This is a genomic window from Lysinibacillus sp. FN11, assembly GCF_024628845.1.
Classification (GTDB): domain Bacteria; phylum Bacillota; class Bacilli; order Bacillales_A; family Planococcaceae; genus Lysinibacillus; species Lysinibacillus capsici.
This window is the reverse complement of the sequence record NZ_CP102383.1, coordinates 2589048-2607305: the sequence shown is the minus strand read 5'-3', so window position 1 is coordinate 2607305 and position 18258 is coordinate 2589048. Positions and strand designations below refer to the sequence as shown.

Here is an 18258-nt window from a genome sequence, read left to right as displayed (position 1 = left end):
CAAAAAGAAGGTTATTTTTGAAATTAAGTTATATTTTCCGTATATTAAATATTTTTTATGGCAATAAAAATGATAATGTTCGTGTTTTTATTTACGAATACTCCTTTATTAGAAGTGTGAAATCTACAGGCTAAAGCAAAAACATTAAAATCGCTTGTTAGAGAAATTTCCTTATTACTTTACGAGAGATAAGCAGGTTTTTGTATAATATTATAAAGAAAAGAAAAAGAGGTGTTTAGGATGTTTACCGTAGAGAAAGCTTGTTTAGTAGTTGTAGATGTACAAGGAAAGTTAGCAACAATTGTTGATGACAGTGAAATGGTAATTGAAAATGTGGCAAAGCTCGTACAAGCAATGCAGGCACTGGAAGTACCTATTTTATGGCTAGAACAAAATCCAAGTCGTTTAGGCGGAACAGCTCTTGAGATTGCTCAGCATTTACAAGGGCAACCGATTCCTAAAATGGCCTTTAGTGCGTGCCAAGAAGAGGCATTTGTAGAAGCGATGAAGGAAAATGGACGCACTCAATTCATTGTGACAGGTATCGAAACACATATTTGTGTGTACCAATCGGCTAGACAGCTGAAAGAACAAGGATTTGAAGTAGAGGTTGTTGTAGATGCCGTATCCTCTCGAACAAAGGCAAATAAAGAAATTGGGCTTACAAAGATGCATGCGCTTGGTATTTCCCCAACTAGCACCGAAATGATCTTGTATGAGCTACTACAACGGGCAGATCATGAGCATTTTAAAACCATTTTGAAGCTTGTTAAATAACGCCAACTAAAATTGAAACAATTGGTATATGTATTCCATTCATTGTGATAACAATTTTGTTTTCAAGAGAAATATATACAAAGAAATTGGGTTAGATTGAAAAAGTATAGATGTCTGATGGGTCTATAGACCTTTATTGGGCATCTTTTTTATTTAAGGGCTAGATTATACGTGACATTACTCACATAAAAACTTAGCCATTCCATTTGTTGTATACTATAATTAAAAATCGGGAATTCGTAATGGGTAAATAACATTTAATTAGGATGATGACTATGAAATAACAGTCATTTTTATGGGAGAAATGGAACAGCTAACATGGCTTTCCAAGAAAGCCTCAAAAATTCCTCACACATCTGAGCAGCTTATCTCGCAAGGGTTTTTACCAGAGGCAATTGGCCAATATGTGTTCATAACGAAAAATTTCTGGCAGCAAAAAGAGCCTTTATTATGGATTCATTCATTAGAAAATGCTTCTGTAAAAGGTGACTTTTATGCTCACTTGAAAGAGACGAATTCTCAGGCAGACGCTGCGATTGAAACAAAAGAAGGACAATTTGTCGTAGCCGTAAATCAAAATGCTGATAAGGAAGACGTGAAAGTAGCTAAAAAAGATGAAATATCCTATGTTTTAATTGCAGAATTTGTTGGGCTCATTCTTGTCATTGCTGTTATACTGTATATCATCCTTCGTAAACGAAAGAAAAATCAACTAAAACAATAAAAGCAAAGTCGCGAATGTGCGACTTTGCTTTTTTATGCAGGCATGTCCGTTGGTGTTGGTTTTGCATAGCCCTCTTTATACGTGTCATCAATGAACTGACGAATTTCTTTTAAGCTCTTGCCTTCTTTGTGCAGTTGTGCTGATTGGACAGCAATCTCTAAGCACACTAAACAACGTGTCCCGTGATCATCCCAAACAATCGAACCATCCTCACGTTTTTCCTGAATAAAGCAATTTAAATTACTTTTATGGCCAGCAGATTCCCCACAGCCGCAATAGCATGGCATCCATTCGAGAATCTCTGTTGATTGTCCAGCGATTTGATAGACTAAGCGTATATTTTCTTGCTTGCCCTCTAAAAAGGTTGGTAGGACGTCAGCAGAAGCCGTTTCTTCTTGGATATCAACAGATGCCTCTGCATGGTCATGACCTTCATGTGAAGCGTCATTTGCTTTAGGAGAGGTTTCAGCACTGTTTTTATTTTCTCCACAAGCACTTAATAACAGTAACGCCAATACAACAAAAATAGTAATTGATTTCTTCAAAAATAGCGCCTCCTACATGTTTACAATACTTCCATTATAACATCGTTTTCATAAACATTTACAGACGCCTCGTTGAAAATCAGTGAAATATATCTAATCCACGTGTTTTGTTCATGAAATGTTCCATTTTCTCGCTCAATAATTTTTTTAAGAAGAATCCGAACAGGATAAAAATGAACCAGAAACCTAATAGGAAAATGAGGTCCATCCAGACTGTTGACCAAATAATTCCGCCGACAGCTTCACGCATCATTTCAATCGCATACGTAAAAGGTAAGAAAGGGTTGATTATTTGGAAGAACCTCGGCAATAACTCGACTGGATAGGTTCCCCCAGAGCCTGCAATTTGTAACACAAGCATCACAATGGCTAATGCTTTTCCTACATTACCGAAGACGGAAACGAGTGTGTAGACAACCGTTACAAATACGAGACTAATGAAAAGTCCAAATAAGATAAAGTAGGCAGGTGCTTGAATGGAGCCGTCTACTAAGAAAATATCTCCAATGGTAATAATTAGAGTTTGAATAAACGAGAAAGTTGCAAATGTTAAGAGTCGACCAAAGTAAATTTCTCGAATACTATAAGGTGAATCTCCATGGAGATTCACAGACAATAATGAAATTAACAGTAAACAGCCTACCCAAATAGAGAGTACTGTGTAAAACGGTGTCATGGCTGTTCCATAGTTCGCAATAGGGAATACACGATGTTCCTTTAATTTAATAGGCTCCTCAAAGAAATCACGTTCGGCGTTGACATCATTTTTAAGTAATTGTACAATCTCTGCTAGATCCGCTTCTTCTTCTAGAGTTCGTAGTTTATTCGCTAATTCTTTGATTTTAGCACTTAAAGTTGGAAATTCAGTTTGTATTTTTTGAATAGCTTGATTTGCTGTACCTAGCGTGTTTTTGGTCTGAGTCAATTTATCTGTTGCCTGAGGTATGAATTGTTTTACATTTGTCAGCATGGTAGAAGCGTTAGTTAAAGTTTGTTTCGCACTGGTAAGGGTCGATCGAATTTGTGGCTCTAGACTTTCGTTATAGTAGGATAAGAATTTTTGTAAATTAGCTGTAGCATTTTGTGCGATTTGCTGAATAGCTGTAATGTCTTGCTTGATAACATCTTTATCAATTGGCTTTAATTGATCTATTTTATTTAGTAAATCGTCATGTAGAGTCTGTAATTGTTGTAATGAGCTAAGCGCATTTGACGTAGAATCAATGAAGTTTGGAGGATGTTCCAAGGCTTCGCGAATGGCTGTAAGCTGTTCGATGATTGGTTGATTCGCTTCTGCATTACTTTCCTGTAAAGAACCAATAATGGTTGTTAAAGAGTCTTCTAATTGCTTACGAGTCGAAGCATCTGCCTGAATTAATTTTTGCATTGCCTCAAGCGTTTGAATACTCTTGGTTATGCTATCTTTAGAAGTTGACAATTGATTTTTAAGTGCCTCTTTTGTTTGTGTAATAGAGGCAGGGTCAACATTTATACGATTGAGCTTATTGATGATATCTGTAAAATGTTGGGCAATATTTTGAACAGTTGTGACATCCTTTTTGATGATAGGAGATAGTTCATTAAATAAAGCATCTGCTTCATTCACTAAACGTAAACCCTTTTGAATGGTAGTTAAACCATCTGTTGTTAGTTGTTCCACCTGTGGAACTTGTGTCAGTGCCTGATTAAGTAATTGATTTGCCTCTTTTCCTTGGGTAGAGGCTTGAGTTAAAAATGAATTAATATCAGGTAAATGCTGTTCTATAGTAAAAACATAATTTTCAAATTTGCGGAAATCAGGAATGTCACGTTCCATTTCAATTCCAATTGTATTAAAAATAGAAAAAAGTGTCCCATTGACGGTGGATACAAATTCATTCGAAACCTGCTGTGTAAGTACGCTCGCGCCTTTACTTGTAATTTTAGGAGCAATAGGATTCTTTTTTTCATTTACATAATAATCAATATGGGCCTTCGTTGGTTTGTCGGTTAGAATAGAGGTTAGTTTTTGCGAAAAATCATTTGGAATGATAATGACTGCAAAGAAATCACCATTTTTTAATTGTTCCTTAGCTTTTTTCTCTGTCTCGAGCTTCCAAGTAAAGCTTTTATTCGTACGTAAAGTCTCAATTACTTCATTCCCGACATTTATTGCTTCATCTCTTACAGTGGTTCCCGTATCTTCATTGACAATCGCGATTTTCATATTAGATGTGTGGGCGTAAGGGTCCATGGAGGCATAAATATTTAGCCAGGCATAAAGAGAAGGAAGAAAAATTAGTCCACCTATAATGACAGCTACGACCCAGTTTGTGACAATGTTACGGATATCTTTTGTATAAATTTGAAAAACATGCTGGAACGAGTTTTTCATCATAATCACCCCACATTCAAATTTGCATGAACTCTCACTATGTATGTTCCCAAATATACTTTAAATTATGTTATAAATGTGAAATATCTTCATTTAAAGGCGAATTAGTTTACTAGGTTTTCAAAACAATTTATAATCAATCGCGAATGCACTAAAACTAGGGCTTTTAGTGTAAAAAAGGAGGTCACTACTTTAGTGAAAAAATTATTAATTATTGGTTCAGTGATTGTTGTTTTATTTGCAGCAATTATTGTGCTTACCAACGTCTCAAACAAAAGTAAATTAGAAAGCGCAAATAACCCTTATGGCGATAAAAAGCTAAAACAAGAAACAATTGATCAATTGGATGATGAAAACTATCAAAACATTATGTTACCAGACGAACTAGAAGCTAAAATTAAAGCGGGCGAACCGGTTAATGCTTACTTCTTCAGTCCAATCTGTGTACACTGTCAAGCATTTACACCAGTATTAATGCCAATTGCCGATGAGCTTGGTGTTGATATTGCTCAATTGAATGTCTATGAATACGATGATTTATGGGGAAAATATAATATTGAAGCAACACCAACATTCATTCGTTTCGAAGATGGTAAAGAAGTAAATCGCTTTGTAGGAGCTCTTAAAGAAGAAGATTTACGAACGTTCTTAAATACGGTTGTGTTAAATAAATAGAAAAGGAAGAGACTGTATCATAATTATTTAGATACGGTCTCTTTTGTTTTTGTAGTGTATACTAAAAATACTGAATAGTTGTACACTGGAGGAATGATGAATGTCAATGGATGATTATTTTTATAATGGTGAACTGATGAAATGCTATGAATTAGCGAAGCAGGTGACAAATGAAGCAGACAAAGCACTAGCACAAAAGTATATTCGATTATTAGAAGAATATGAATATGATCGTTATCCAAAGCCAACTGGTCATATCGAAGTACAGCATTTGGAACGCGCTGATGAAAGCTATCCAGAATCAGATCTAGTTGTAGAAATACGGGCAATAAAAGATGAAGAGTCATTTGCGAAGCGTATTCAACAATTGGAGGAAGTCGCAAAAACTGGAACACCTGCAGACAAGGCACAATCCTTTTTTACACAGGGAGAGCTGTTCCTATTCGCACATCAATACAATGAGAGTGTTCACTGCTTTCAACAAGCAGTAAAGGAAAATCCGAATAAGGCTGTCTATTGGGGAATCACAGGGCAGACGATGCATCGTTTTGGTTGGATGCCATTTGATGCGCTCGGTTATTTAGAACAAGCGATACAGCTAGATCCAACAAATCCTCGTTGGAAATGGAATAAAGCGCTTGTACTTATTCAATTAGCTAAGGATTTGCAAATGGCTCCATTTATGGCGAATGCAGCAATCACTTTAGAGGATGCACTAACTTCTTGTGGCGAACAGCAGCGGTCATTGAAAGATGCCATTCAAAATACAGTAGATAATATGGATAGCTATGTTTTTTCCTAACATTCAGGAGTCTTCTACAGAAAACTAATTTCAATAGTTTTATAATATTATGCGGATGTCCCCAATGTATATGGAGACATCCTTATTTTGTTGAAATAAGATTATGCCAAGAGCGAAAAAAGACCTTTTGGCAAGGCGTGGGGTTGATTTCCGTTCCGCCAGCGTGTCCGATGAGCCACTTCACTCACTTGCGTTCGCTCCATGGGCGCACCTGTGACGAAGTAATCTGTAACGAAAATCTCTTTTCACCTTTCAAAAAATGCTTTAGATGATTTTGTTTTCCAACACAGCGAGGATGTCTCCAATGCATATGGAGACGTCCTTTTTACTGAGAAATCAAGTGAGCGGGGTTCGTTGCCATATTTCACAATCATGGTATGATAAGAAAGAAAATGATTTGTAGATATAAAGGACGGATTTTTTATGGCACAAGAAGCGGCAAATAAGTTTATAGAAAACGTATGTAATCATTTAGTTCGCAATATGAATATTACAAAAGTGGAAGAGCATTTTAAAGAAACAATTACTATGCAGCGACAATCTGCCGCAACATCTATGGACTTTTGGGACATGTTGATGATGAATATGCTTTATTTTACGGAGAATGAACAGGCTTGGGAGCAGGAATTTCTAAAAATGCTTCAAGCTAAGGAATGGCTAAAGCCATCAGCTCTTGAAGAGGAATTATTAATGCATCAGATGCGCATTCGTCAACAAGTAGCAGAGCAATTGGATGCTGCAAAGGATTTATTCCATCAGCAATATGAGTCGGAAGATATGACAGAGGAAGCGATTATTTATGATTATGCCTATAGCTCTGCTGGGCATTCCATGCGCATGGATTTATTAACCGTGCTTGTATCCACGCCAGAGCAATCAAAAATACTCTTTGACGCAGACCCACAGGAAACGATACGAATTGTCAATGGCTACATTGCCTACCATACAGATGGATTAATTAATAAAACAAAATTACACTAATTTTGTTACAAAGCTTCACGCGAAAGGAATTTGATTAAATGAATACACCATTTACTTTTAACCATACACAACCAACAAATATGGACCCTACGAAGAAATATCCCGCTATTTTTTTGCTTCATGGCATGGGCAGCCATGAAGATGATTTACCACAATTAGTGCAGGATTTTCAAGAGCAATGTCATATATTTAGCTTACGAGGACCAATTACGCAACATCCCGGCTATGCTTTTTTTACCATTCAAGAGGTGGGGCAACCAGATCGTGCAATCTTCGATAAAGTGTTGGTTGCACTGCAACGATTTATATTAGAGGCCATCGAAGAATATCAAATCGATCCACATAAAGTCTTTGTTTTAGGCTTTAGCCAAGGTGCGGTTTTAGCACAATCACTTGCCTTTGTTATGGGGAATTTAGTGACGGGTATTGTTGCATTAAGTGGCTATACGCCAAAGTTTGTGACGGAGGAATATGCCATTCGTTCTGTAGAACATTTACATGCTTTTATTTCGCACGGTGATTATGATTATGTAATACCTTCTCAATGGGGAATGGAAAGCAAGGAGATCTTTGAACAATTTGGTGCCACGGTGACATTTAAACAATACCCAGATGGACATGGTGTAACACCTGATAATCTTCGTGATCTAGTGGCATTTTTAGCACAGCAACTACAGGAAGAAATTCAATAAAAGGAAATCCGAGGCAAAAATTTGTCTCGGTTTTTTTGCCTACTGTAATAAGACCTATTATCAAATTATTTTTCTCCAATAGTGTTTGGAAGAATCGAGGCAAGAAGGTTCAAATTCACGTCAGTCGGTGGTATCATAGTAGATGTTGTGAATGAACGTTCTTTGTTAGATGAAAAACATGTACTTTATGTGAAAAGAGAGACAGAACAGATCTAAAAGGGGTAAAATAATAATTTGATGTGCTAGATGCAAATTTTGTCGCTTTCTATCGATGAAAGCGTGTAGAAATTATGGAGAAAAGGAATTAAGCTGAATGGAACAAAATCTGAAAACGGAGCATAAACCACTATCCTCCGAAAAAACAAGAGGGAAGTCATCACGTTCTTCTATTTTAGCGCAAACCGTCAAGACAGGGATTATCAAATCTAATTTAATACCTATGTGGGCTGGTTTAACGCTAGGCATGTATAAAAATAAAATGACGTTTGTAGACAATATACCAGAAATCATTTTTTCAACAATCGGTTCCGCCCTTGTCATTGGAGCTGCAGGGGCCTTTAATAATGTCTATGATCGTGATATTGATGCAATTATGCCTCGTACACAAAGCAGACCAACTGTAACAGGTGAAATGTCAGCAAAATCGACGTTATCATTAGCTGTTGTAATGTTAATTATTGGAGTAGCAGTGTTGGCACTTGCGTCACCTTTAGCAGCGGCATTTGGATTATTAGGTGTATTCCTATATGTAGTCCCTTATACAATGTGGACAAAGCGTCGTACGATATATAATACAGAAATCGGTAGTATTAGTGGTGCGGTGCCACCATTAATTGGTTGGTCTGCTGTATCTACAGATATTACACACCCAGCGATACTTGGTTTATTTTTTGTTATGGTCATTTGGCAAATGCCACATTTCTATGCTATTGCCATTCGCAAACGTGTAGACTATGAAGCAGCCAGTGTGCCCATGCTACCAGTTATCAAAGGGATGCGTCGAACGTATTATCAAACCAATTTCTATTTAATATTATTGATTCTATCAAGCTTTTTATTTGGCTCGCTAAGTGTAGGCATCATGCTTGTGGCATTGATCTTAAGTGTTGCTTGGCTAGTGATGAGTATTTACGGTTATCATAGTAATACAGATCAAGTGAAATGGGCTACCAAAATGTTTGTTTTTTCCCTATTCCATATGACTATACTATTCTCAACAGTCATTGTGTACTCGCTCGTAGGAGTTATTTTTAAGTTATATTAATTTTTTCAAAAATTGCCCTGAAAAAAATAAGTAGTGCGAAAACAATTACGAAAATAAAAACCAACAAGTTTACTCGTTACTTGTTGGTTTTTTATTATCGACAGAAATGATTTGGCGACTAGGCCATTCGAATGCATGTAACCGTCCGCCAAACACAGCTCCACCGTCAATGCCAATAATATTATTTTCTCCGAAATAAACACGATAATCAGTTGGATCATGATGCAGGTTATAAGTAGGGGTATGGCCGAAGATTATTGTTTTTTCCCCTTGATAGCCTGCGTGGAATTCCTCACGAATCCAAAGTAAGCGCATGGGGTCAGTTTCGGCTATTGCAGCACCTGGCACAACGCCACCGTGGACGAAAATAGCATCCTCTAACTCAATATATATTTCAAATGTCTCGATTAACTGTAAATGTTCTTCGAGTTTAGGGAGCGTTTTAATAAAGCTAGGTAGTGTATTAATTTGGATGGCTTCCTCAAAGTCTGCCAACTGATAACCGTAGCTTGCTAATGTAGCCTCACCACCACAAAGTCCTACCCAATGGTTCCATGGCTTAGCAAGGCCTGAACGACATGCATTGAGCATGATCGCCTCATGATTGCCTAGTAAAACGCGTGCACCTTTTGTCTGTAGTTCACTCACTAAATTTAACACACCACTAGAAGAGGGCCCTCTATCAATATAATCACCAAGAAGAAAAAGCTGGTCGTTGATTGGGTCATAGTTTGCTTTTAATAATAGTTCTTCCAGTAGCCCTAATTCTCCATGTATGTCACTAATTGCTAGTATACGGTTCATGTACGAGCATCCTTTCTAATAGTACAGCTTTACCCTTAAGTATAGAGAATTATTCTACAAGTTTCGACTTTTCTAGCTTCTCCTAGCTTTTTTCATAGAATTTTTAAAGAAACAATTCTCCTACTACTATGTTTATCATATGAAGGATGATTTTATAGCTTTATTCATTTGTCTAGAGAAGATGAGTTATGAGAGGAGGGGAAATGCTTGAAACGTAACAGCAGAAGCAAATTGCAATGCTCCTACTGTTTGACTTAAAAATTATATCTGTAGTTTTTCCCATGCTTGCTTCGCTATTTGTTCATCAAAGGTTGAAATGAGGCGAAAATTATTGCTGTCTAAAATGCGATAATGCTGACTGATGACGTTTTGCTGTAGTCGAAAACCACCATACTCCTGAATGTTTTTCCACCATATGTATCCACCCATTGTTTTCTCCTTTGGCTGCAATGTTCCATTATTTGCGATTAAATCTACAACCTCTAATGGATCACCACCAAGTTCATGCTGTAAAATCGTACTGTCTCGACACAATGTGCAAACTGTAACAGTGGTTGTCCAGCCAGCTAGTATACGGCCCTTTTCAATTTGGACAAGTGTTTTTTTTGATAATCCTAGTAAATCACTCATTTGATCCTGTGTGAAAGCTTTTTCTGTACGGATTAATTTCAGTTTTTCTGAAACGAGTGTGATTAATTGTTCACGATTCATCCTAACACCCCTTATTTTCAGATTGTTAAGTTCTATTATACATGAAAGTAAAGAAGCGTGTTTTTCTTTCACCTTAGGAAGTGGCTGAGATCGCGTAAAATTGAAACAGACTGCCCCTAATGGACAGTCTGTTGGATGTTAGATTTCATATTTTTTCGTATCCGAGATCACTCTGAAGTGGATGCCTTTAATCTGAGCGCTGACTTTATGGCGGAGTGTATCAATATCCACAAGCTCCTCTTTATTTTTGACACACACAGCAATCTCTTGTAATAGCTTTGTAAAAGATTCTTTAAATAGTGAGCGCATATTATCGAAATCTAAACTACGAAAACTCCCATCAATATCGAAAGCTTCAACTGAATTTAATTGCTTGGAAGCTCCTGCAAAACGATCATCGTAGACTGTGTAATTTTCATCTGTTACCACGATAATAAATAGAACTTCTCCCGTGATTGTTTTTAACTCAATATTTGTTTTGTGTTTCTTTACATCAGTAATAATGTGAATACCATCTGAATGATATAGCTTAAATAATGTCATGTGTATGGCCCCCTACAACTAAAATCATTTTTCTCTATTCATTATATAGTGAAATGGCTAATAATGGAATAAGGAATACTGTTTCCTACAGTTACGATTGAACCTCTGTTTTAAGAAGTAGATTTTTTCGAAGAGGACGAACCTCAATATAATGAATTTGATGACCTTGTTGCTCATAGATGCTAAAAATATAGGAGCCTAGTTCAATATTTTTTGATGCTTTAATGCCGTTATTTACAGTTAAGAACCAACCACCTAATGTTTCCACTTCTTCAGCTTCCAGCGTAATGTTTAATAGATTTTCTACATCTTCCACAAGCATTTTTGCATTTAATAAATAGTGATGATCTGTAATTTTTCGAATATCCGCAATTTCATCACCATCAAACTCATCTCGAATTTCACCAACAATTTCTTCTAAAATATCTTCAACTGTTACAAGACCAGATGTACCACCATATTCATCCATTAGGATGGCCATATGGATTCGTTCCTTTTGCATACGTACAAGTAATTCTTGAACGGGCATTGTTTCAATTACGCGAATGACAGGATTTATGAAATCTTCTAGAACTAATGAGTCGTCTGTAAGTTGTTCAAGTAGACCATGGGTTAATAGTTCTTTCGCATTGATGAAACCTAATATATTATCTCGGTCCCCATCATAGATTGGGTAACGGGTATATTTTTCAGCAGCGATGTAATGAATAATGTTTGTAAAGGATTCATTTTGTTCAATTCCAACAATTTCTGTTCGGGGAACCATGATTTCACGAGCAATACGTTCATCAAATTCAAAGACGTTATTAACATATTTGAGCTCAGATTTATTGATTTCACCACTTTTAAAGCTTTCGGACAGTAATAATCGCAATTCTTCCTCTGTATGAGATAGCTCATGTTCGCTAGCAGGTTTCATACCGAATAAGCCAACTAACACACGTGCAGAACCGTTCAAGAACCAAATAAATGGATACATGATCTTATAGAAAAACATAATGGGTTTTGCAAAAAGAAGTGTAATGGATTCAGCTTTTTGGATGGCAGCTGTTTTTGGGGCTAATTCGCCGACTACTACATGTAAAAACGTAGCGATGGCAAAGGCTGTTCCAATTGTAAAGATTGTCATATATTTATCAGAAATGCCGATCATTTCGAATAGTGGGTGAAGCATAAATTCAAAAGTTTTTTCACCAACCATCCCGATACCAAGAGCGGTTACAGTAATCCCTAATTGACAGGCTGATAAGTATTCGTCTAAGTGTTGAACAACATGTTTCGCAGCAACTGCTTTTTTATTGCCTTCTGCAACCAGCTGGTCAAGTCTTGAGGAACGTACTTTTACAATGGCAAATTCTGTTGCCACGAAAAAGCCTGTTAAAGCTAATAAAATGGTAAAAATCGATAGGTTTATTATGGTCTCCAAATAGTCGTTCTGTAAAAACAGAACGTCACCTCCTAATTATGAATGAGTAATAATAAAGATTGCATTAATGCAATACTTTCGGGTGAAACATTTTTCTTAATCGTTTCAATTCTTTTATCATCTTGCTTGTTCATTTGTGCTAGCAGAGATGTAACATCATGCTCTAAATCTTGCATTTTTAAACGAAGCACCTGTACATCGATTTCTTCATAGGGTGTGATGTTTAGTTCATGTTGGATTTGTACAAGTGAAAGCCCCTGTTGTTTGCGCTGTTCAATAAATTGAAGCCGTTTAATCATGGCTGGGTCATAGTAGCGATAATTTGCTGCAGAACGTTCTGCATCTAGCAAACCAATATTTGTATAGTAATCGATTGTTCGTTTAGTAATGCCTGTTTTTTCTGCAAGCTCGCCAATCTTTAATTTTTCTGTCCCAATGCAAACACCTCCAAACCATCACGTGATACTTTGATTATAACGTGATGGTTTTAGTTTATTCAAATGATAGCCTTTGATATTTCGAAATTATAAGATTTTTTTCAAAAAAAGAACGTTTCTGCCATGATTAAATGGTAGAGACGTTCCTAAGTTTACGGAAGTAAATAAGTATCATATAGGTGATGGAGAGCTTCCTCACCATTTTTTTGTAAGAGAATTTCTTCATTATATGTAAGTGTTATGCTCGTTTGCTCGCTATCAATTTTGTCGTCAATTATTTTACAGGTAACAGTCACAAAGCCTGATTCAGCAAGCTTTTCTTTCATGTCGTCACTCCACGCCTGATCAGAAAATAGCGGAGGCTGCCAAGTACCTCTCACATGTAGCTCATTTTTTTCGAGGTCATAATCCCAGCGTATGTCACGTAAAATAGTTTTAAATAGGTCATTAACCGTAAACGATGTATCTTTATAGTTAATGTCTAGTGCACGTATTGCATGGACATCTCGGCTAACTGCACTAGCTGCGGAATTAGCAGCTGAATTGATGCCTGAAGCAGCATCTTTAATTTCTGAAAATCGACCACCACAGCCAGAAAGTAGTGCGCAGATGCATGTGATACAAGCAACTTTTGTCATCCATTTCACAAGTAGTCCCTCCAGTCTAGTAAGTTGTTATAACTATCTTAACGAAAAGAAAAATATGAAGAAAGGGCATGAAGGCGGTAGTTTGTGACGGTTTTGCAACGATGCGACCTCCACTTGATTGTTCGGCATTTGAGAAATATATAATTCTGAATATTTAGTAAAAAACCAAAAGAATAGGAGCGGTTTGTGATGAAAATTAATGATGAAATGCTTGATCGATTAGGAACATACTTTGTTTATCATGCTGTTTATGATAATTATGGAATTACGTTTGAAAACTTTGTGGAGCGTTGGCTACGAGGCATACTTGACATATAGCGAGCTGAACTTTGAAAAACTCCTGGAAACAGGAGTTTTTATCTATAAAAAAGACATATTTCCTCTTGATTTAGATACTTTACTCATGGTTACTGATGCTATAATTAGCTTAATTGGTTAGGTATCTATTACTTTCTATCTAAAGGGGATGATGCATATGAATTTATTGGGGAAAATTCTCGCAACTGTCATTGGGACAGTATTTGTCGTATTCGCAGTTATAACAGTTGTGAATATTTATCAAACAAAAAATTTAACAATAGAAACAGCTCAAAAAATGGCACAAGCAGAAACATCGGATCACGCCAACCAGATTCAAATTCAGCTTGATTATGCTATGGATACAGCACGTACGCTTGCAGCTAATTTAACTACAATGGTGGAAGAACAAAAGGCTGATCGTGCTTTAACAGATGCTATGTTCCAACGTATTTTGAAAAATAATGAGCAATTTATGGGTGTTTGGTCTGTATGGGAACCTAATGCCTTCGACGCGCAAGATGAAAAATACATAAACACAGAAAGACATGATGCATCAGGACGCTATGTTCCATTTTGGACGCGCGATGGTGATCGTATCGTTCCTTCTCCTATTGTTGATTATGATACGTCTGATTTTTATCTATTACCGAAACAAAAAGGACAGGAAATGATTTTGGAACCATTTGTTTATCCTATTGCGGGTAAGGATGTGTTATTAACGTCCATCATTGTGCCTGTTACGATTGACAATGAATTTAAAGGCATCGTGGCCGTGGATATGAGTTTAGAAACATTCGCTCAACTAAGCCAACAAGTAAAATTATTTGAGAGTGGCTTTGGTTCGATTATCTCGAATAATGGCATGTTTGTGACACATCCAAATAATGATTATGTGACAAAGCCATTTGCTGAGCAAGAACAGTATACATATAGAAACGAGATTCAAACAGCCATTCAGCAGGGCAAGGCTTCCGTTATTCAAGATTTTTCAAGCTATTTACAAGAGGATAGCTATATTGTCACTGCTCCCATTCATATTGGAAAAACGGAAACTCCGTGGTCATTGCTTGTCACAGTACCGACTAAAGAAGTGTTAGCACAAACAACAAAACTCACATGGACGATGGTCATCATAGGCGTTGTTGGCCTTATTTATCTTATAATCGTGCTAACATGGCTTATTCGTCGAATTGTTCGACCTATCGTAATGACAGTGGAGCAGGTGCAAGCGATTGCAGATGGAAATTTAGCAGTGGAGCCATTAGCGGAGGATAGCAAGGACGAGCTTGGTCATTTAGCAAAGGCTGTCAATATCATGACAAGTAATACACGAACATTGATTCAGGAAGCAACGCAAATTTCAAATCAGGCAAGTACCTTTAGTGATCGACTCATGTCTTCCACAAATAATATGAGTGTGAGTATCGATCAAGTGCTAACGACAACAGGTGAGTTAGCGACAGGAGCAACCCTACAAGCTGAGCACGCAGCCCTAACGCTAGGTGTAACGCAAGAGGTAGAGCAGAAATTGCAAGCTATTCAAGCGGCAATCAAGGAAATGACTCATCGCTCTCAGGAGACTACGCAGGCATCTAAGCAAGGTTTGGTTCATGCGGAACAATCGATTCAAGGCATGGAGGCGATGTCGGAGCAAGTCACATTAACAGCATCTGTTGTCCAGCAGCTGAGTGACCAATCGACTGAAATTAATCGTATTTTACAAGTCATAAATGCTATTGCAGGTCAAACGGATTTACTTGCACTTAATGCTGCGATAGAGGCTGCTCGTGCAGGAGAGCATGGAAAAGGCTTCTCAGTCGTAGCAGAGGAAGTACGCAAACTTGCAGAGGAGTCCGCCAAATCGACGAGTCAAATAGCAGCTATTATTGATACGGTTGTGAAGGAGACTGTCAAAGCAGGCGATGCCATGCAAAATGTTGTGGCTGCTGTGCAAACCAACACACAGTATCTTGATGCCAATAAACAAGCACTTGATGCCATCTTACAGCATATCGTTGATACTGTAGCGCAAATCGACGAAGTGACAACTGCCTCTCATTTAATTCAAACGGAAACAGTAGAGGTAGTCCGGGCAGTGGAAAATATGACAGCTGTCAGCCAGCAGTCCTCAGCAGGAACAGAGGAGCTATTAGCAACGATGGAGCAGCAAAATACCGCGGTTCATGAGCTGAAAAATATGGCAGAAAGCTTATCTGGTATGACGAACTCCTTACAACAAACACTAGCAAAATTCCATTTTTAGTAGAGAACTAAGGCTGCGTGTCATCTTATGTACAACGGGATGACATGCAGCTATATTGTAAGTTAAATTCTATAAGAATTATTTTTCTGAATATTTAGTTATTTATTGACGTATAAATGCTATTATTTATTTAGTTGCTATAGGCGGGAGCTGGTACATATGAAATTACTACATAAAATATTACTGACAACGTTATCTACAATGATGATTGTGTTCATCATTATTTTAAGTGTCAATATTGTAAAAACTAATTCATTAGCAGTGGAGGATGCACGACAGCTCGCTCAATCGCGGGCGTCCGAAAGTGCATATCAAATGCAAATGGAACTTGATTATGCGATGGATACAGCAAGGACAGTAGCCTCTAATCTTCAAACAATGGTAGCCAATCATAAGGGAGATCGTGATTTAGCAAACGAGATGCTCAAACAATTACTCAAACAAAATGATACCTTCCTAGGGGTTTGGACGATTTGGGAGCCAAATGCCTTTGATGGACAAGATGCTCATTTTGCCAATTCGAAAGGGCATGATGCATCAGGTCGTTTCCTTCCCTATTGGGCACGCAGCAACAATGGTGTGACGCTTGCTCCTCTAGAAGACTATGAAACTAGTGATTATTATGTATTACCTAAAACGTTGAAACAAGAGGTTATTTTAGAGCCGCTAATTTACCCAATTGATGGTCAAGATGTATTGATGACTTCCACAGCTATACCTATTCAAATAGATGGAAAAGTCGTTGGTCTTGTTGGAATTGATATAAGCTTAGAAACATTGGTTGCCATTAATAATGAAAATGTACTCTATGATACAGGGTATAGTGCCATAGTATCTCATAAGGGGACATTTGTTGCCCATCCATCTCCTGATTATGTCAATAGACCAGTGACTGAAATGGAAAAATATAAAAGTGCGGATAAAGTTTTGTCTGCTGTTGAACAGGGCAAATCCTATCTAGTAGAGGATTATTCATCCTATTTACAAGAAGCTTCCTTTATTGCTGTCTCACCTATCCAAATTGGTCAAACGTCGACACCGTGGGCATTGCAGGTAATTATTCCATCTGATGAGGTAATGGCAGCCGCAAGTGAGGCAATGTGGTTATCAATATTACTAGCTATTATTGGTATTATTGTATTAGTTGGTGCCATTACTTGGATAGCTCAGCGGATCGTCAAACCAGTGGTTCAGACAGTGGAACAGGTCAAAACCATTGCTGGTGGAAATTTAGCAGTGGAGCCGTTACAGGTTCGTTCGAAGGATGAAATTGGCGAGCTTGCACATGCAATGAATCATATGACAGACAATATGCGCGAGCTGTTACAAGCGGCTACACATATTTCAAATCAGGTGAATCTATACAGCGGAGAATTACGTGCTTCTACCAATGATATGAGCATCAGTATCGAACAGGTGTTAACAACAACAAGTGAGTTGGCGACAGGTGCTACCGTACAAGCCGAACAGGCGTCTACCACATTAGGCGTTACACATGAGGTTGAGCAGAAATTGCAAGCAATTCAAATGGCAATTGAAGAAATGCTTCAGGATTCTCAGCTTACAACAGCGTCTTCTAAACAAGGTTTAATTCATGCAGAGCAGTCTATTCAAGGGATGGAAGTGATGTCGGAAAAAGTGTCACTGACAGCTATGGTCGTCCAACAGCTCAGCGACCAATCAACAGAAATTAATCGTATTTTACAAGTCATTAATGCAATTGCAGGTCAAACAAATTTATTAGCATTAAATGCGGCGATAGAAGCTGCTCGTGCAGGTGAGCATGGCAAGGGCTTTTCAATTGTGGCAGAGGAAGTACGGAAGCTTGCTGAAGAATCAGCCAAATCAACAAGCCAAATCGCCTCCATTATTGATATGGTTGTTAGAGAAGCAGCAAAGGCTAGTGATGCTATGCAAAGTGTTGTCTTAGCTGTGGAAAACAATACGCAATATATTGATGCCAATAAGCAGGCACTTGATGCGATTTTACGCCATATTGTCGATACAGTAGCGCAAATCGATAATGTGACAGCTGCCTCCAGTGTCATTCAAAGGGAGACGCAGGAGGTTGTACGTGCAGTGGAAAATATGACGGCTGTTAGCCAACAATCCTCAGCAGGAACAGAGGAACTATTGGCAACGATGGAACAGCAAAATTTAGCGGTTCATGACATCAATAGCAAAGCCCAACAATTAACAGCTATGACGGACTCCTTACAGGCAGCACTAGCTAAATTTCAATATTAAATTAAAAGAGCTGTAGGCAAGGTGAAATTTTCATCCAACTTTGCGT

General features: G+C 37.7%; 18 protein-coding genes. 10 read left to right on the top strand and 8 right to left on the bottom strand.

Going from position 1 to position 18258, the window contains the following annotated elements; genetic code table 11:
* Window positions 1–240 precede the first annotated feature (240 nt).
* Both NP781_RS13970 and NP781_RS13965 read left to right on the top strand, forming a co-directional pair.
* Window positions 241–777, top strand: a complete 537-nt coding sequence (locus NP781_RS13970) for a hydrolase (protein WP_004227254.1) — start codon at window positions 241–243, stop codon at window positions 775–777.
* A 304-nt stretch (window positions 778–1081) separates the two neighbouring features.
* Window positions 1082–1501, top strand: a complete 420-nt coding sequence (locus NP781_RS13965) for a hypothetical protein (RefSeq protein WP_257520181.1) — start codon at window positions 1082–1084, stop codon at window positions 1499–1501.
* A gap of 32 nt (window positions 1502–1533) precedes the next feature.
* Here the strand turns inward: NP781_RS13965 and NP781_RS13960 are convergent, their stop codons facing one another.
* Both NP781_RS13960 and NP781_RS13955 read right to left on the bottom strand, forming a co-directional pair.
* Window positions 1534–2046: a PCYCGC motif-containing (lipo)protein gene (locus tag NP781_RS13960; RefSeq protein ID WP_004227258.1), complete on the bottom strand. Its 513-nt coding sequence runs from the start codon at window positions 2044–2046 to the stop codon at window positions 1534–1536.
* Window positions 2047–2125: 79 nt separating this feature from the next.
* Window positions 2126–4423, bottom strand: coding sequence for a YhgE/Pip domain-containing protein (locus NP781_RS13955; RefSeq protein ID WP_257520180.1), 2298 nt, complete (start codon window positions 4421–4423; stop codon window positions 2126–2128).
* Window positions 4424–4615: 192 nt separating this feature from the next.
* Here NP781_RS13955 and NP781_RS13950 point away from each other — a divergent pair, with 192 nt between their 5' ends.
* The 5 genes from NP781_RS13950 to cyoE all read left to right on the top strand — a co-directional run bounded on the left by NP781_RS13950 (window position 4616) and on the right by cyoE (window position 8834).
* Window positions 4616–5095, top strand: a complete 480-nt coding sequence (locus NP781_RS13950; protein ID WP_112118231.1) for a thioredoxin family protein — start codon at window positions 4616–4618, stop codon at window positions 5093–5095.
* Between the two features lie 100 nt (window positions 5096–5195).
* A complete protein-coding gene (locus tag NP781_RS13945) occupies window positions 5196–5897 on the top strand; it encodes a tetratricopeptide repeat protein (RefSeq protein WP_257520179.1) in 702 nt (233 codons plus the stop codon).
* A 423-nt stretch (window positions 5898–6320) separates the two neighbouring features.
* Complete coding sequence (locus NP781_RS13940; RefSeq protein WP_221680108.1) at window positions 6321–6878, top strand: hypothetical protein; 558 nt, start codon at window positions 6321–6323, stop codon at window positions 6876–6878.
* A 38-nt stretch (window positions 6879–6916) separates the two neighbouring features.
* Complete coding sequence (locus NP781_RS13935) at window positions 6917–7570, top strand: alpha/beta hydrolase (RefSeq protein WP_221680109.1); 654 nt, start codon at window positions 6917–6919, stop codon at window positions 7568–7570.
* Between the two features lie 313 nt (window positions 7571–7883).
* A complete protein-coding gene (gene cyoE / locus NP781_RS13930; protein ID WP_131520585.1) occupies window positions 7884–8834 on the top strand; it encodes a heme o synthase in 951 nt (316 codons plus the stop codon).
* A gap of 69 nt (window positions 8835–8903) precedes the next feature.
* Here the strand turns inward: cyoE and NP781_RS13925 are convergent, their stop codons facing one another.
* The 6 genes from NP781_RS13925 to NP781_RS13900 form a co-directional block, all read right to left on the bottom strand.
* The gene (locus NP781_RS13925) at window positions 8904–9638 is read right to left on the bottom strand and encodes a metallophosphoesterase (RefSeq protein WP_257520178.1); all 735 of its coding nucleotides are present in this window, start codon (window positions 9636–9638) and stop codon (window positions 8904–8906) included.
* Between the two features lie 261 nt (window positions 9639–9899).
* Window positions 9900–10349 carry a helix-turn-helix transcriptional regulator gene (locus NP781_RS13920; protein WP_009370152.1) on the bottom strand — a complete coding sequence of 150 codons (450 nt, stop codon included), beginning with the start codon at window positions 10347–10349 and terminating at the stop codon, window positions 9900–9902.
* A 138-nt stretch (window positions 10350–10487) separates the two neighbouring features.
* The gene (locus NP781_RS13915) at window positions 10488–10892 is read right to left on the bottom strand and encodes a hypothetical protein (protein ID WP_004227282.1); all 405 of its coding nucleotides are present in this window, start codon (window positions 10890–10892) and stop codon (window positions 10488–10490) included.
* A gap of 91 nt (window positions 10893–10983) precedes the next feature.
* Window positions 10984–12318, bottom strand: a complete 1335-nt coding sequence (locus tag NP781_RS13910; protein ID WP_221680111.1) for a hemolysin family protein — start codon at window positions 12316–12318, stop codon at window positions 10984–10986.
* Window positions 12319–12350: 32 nt separating this feature from the next.
* Window positions 12351–12692: a MerR family transcriptional regulator gene (locus NP781_RS13905; protein WP_036218600.1), complete on the bottom strand. Its 342-nt coding sequence runs from the start codon at window positions 12690–12692 to the stop codon at window positions 12351–12353.
* 215 nt (window positions 12693–12907) lie between these two features.
* Complete coding sequence (locus tag NP781_RS13900; protein ID WP_255600882.1) at window positions 12908–13393, bottom strand: hypothetical protein; 486 nt, start codon at window positions 13391–13393, stop codon at window positions 12908–12910.
* Window positions 13394–13591: 198 nt separating this feature from the next.
* Between NP781_RS13900 and NP781_RS13895 the strand changes: the two genes are divergently transcribed.
* The 3 genes from NP781_RS13895 (at window position 13592) to NP781_RS13885 (ending at window position 18212) form a co-directional block, all read left to right on the top strand.
* Window positions 13592–13720: a hypothetical protein gene (locus NP781_RS13895; RefSeq protein WP_004227289.1), complete on the top strand. Its 129-nt coding sequence runs from the start codon at window positions 13592–13594 to the stop codon at window positions 13718–13720.
* Window positions 13721–13877: 157 nt separating this feature from the next.
* The gene (locus NP781_RS13890) at window positions 13878–15965 is read left to right on the top strand and encodes a methyl-accepting chemotaxis protein (RefSeq protein ID WP_257520177.1); all 2088 of its coding nucleotides are present in this window, start codon (window positions 13878–13880) and stop codon (window positions 15963–15965) included.
* A 159-nt stretch (window positions 15966–16124) separates the two neighbouring features.
* Window positions 16125–18212: a methyl-accepting chemotaxis protein gene (locus NP781_RS13885; protein ID WP_257520176.1), complete on the top strand. Its 2088-nt coding sequence runs from the start codon at window positions 16125–16127 to the stop codon at window positions 18210–18212.
* Window positions 18213–18258: the final 46 nt, after the last annotated feature.

Coding starts and splice junctions, on each gene's coding strand:
- cyoE (WP_131520585.1), top strand. CDS start 7,884: ATGGAACAAAATCTGAAAACGGAGCATAAACCACTATCCTCCGAAAAA.
- NP781_RS13940 (WP_221680108.1), top strand. CDS start 6,321: ATGGCACAAGAAGCGGCAAATAAGTTTATAGAAAACGTATGTAATCAT.
- NP781_RS13945 (WP_257520179.1), top strand. CDS start 5,196: ATGTCAATGGATGATTATTTTTATAATGGTGAACTGATGAAATGCTAT.
- NP781_RS13895 (WP_004227289.1), top strand. CDS start 13,592: ATGAAAATTAATGATGAAATGCTTGATCGATTAGGAACATACTTTGTT.
- NP781_RS13955 (WP_257520180.1), bottom strand. CDS start 4,423: ATGATGAAAAACTCGTTCCAGCATGTTTTTCAAATTTATACAAAAGAT.
- NP781_RS13925 (WP_257520178.1), bottom strand. CDS start 9,638: ATGAACCGTATACTAGCAATTAGTGACATACATGGAGAATTAGGGCTA.
- NP781_RS13915 (WP_004227282.1), bottom strand. CDS start 10,892: ATGACATTATTTAAGCTATATCATTCAGATGGTATTCACATTATTACT.
- NP781_RS13890 (WP_257520177.1), top strand. CDS start 13,878: ATGAATTTATTGGGGAAAATTCTCGCAACTGTCATTGGGACAGTATTT.
- NP781_RS13965 (WP_257520181.1), top strand. CDS start 1,082: ATGGAACAGCTAACATGGCTTTCCAAGAAAGCCTCAAAAATTCCTCAC.
- NP781_RS13970 (WP_004227254.1), top strand. CDS start 241: ATGTTTACCGTAGAGAAAGCTTGTTTAGTAGTTGTAGATGTACAAGGA.
- NP781_RS13935 (WP_221680109.1), top strand. CDS start 6,917: ATGAATACACCATTTACTTTTAACCATACACAACCAACAAATATGGAC.
- NP781_RS13900 (WP_255600882.1), bottom strand. CDS start 13,393: ATGACAAAAGTTGCTTGTATCACATGCATCTGCGCACTACTTTCTGGC.
- NP781_RS13920 (WP_009370152.1), bottom strand. CDS start 10,349: ATGAATCGTGAACAATTAATCACACTCGTTTCAGAAAAACTGAAATTA.
- NP781_RS13885 (WP_257520176.1), top strand. CDS start 16,125: ATGAAATTACTACATAAAATATTACTGACAACGTTATCTACAATGATG.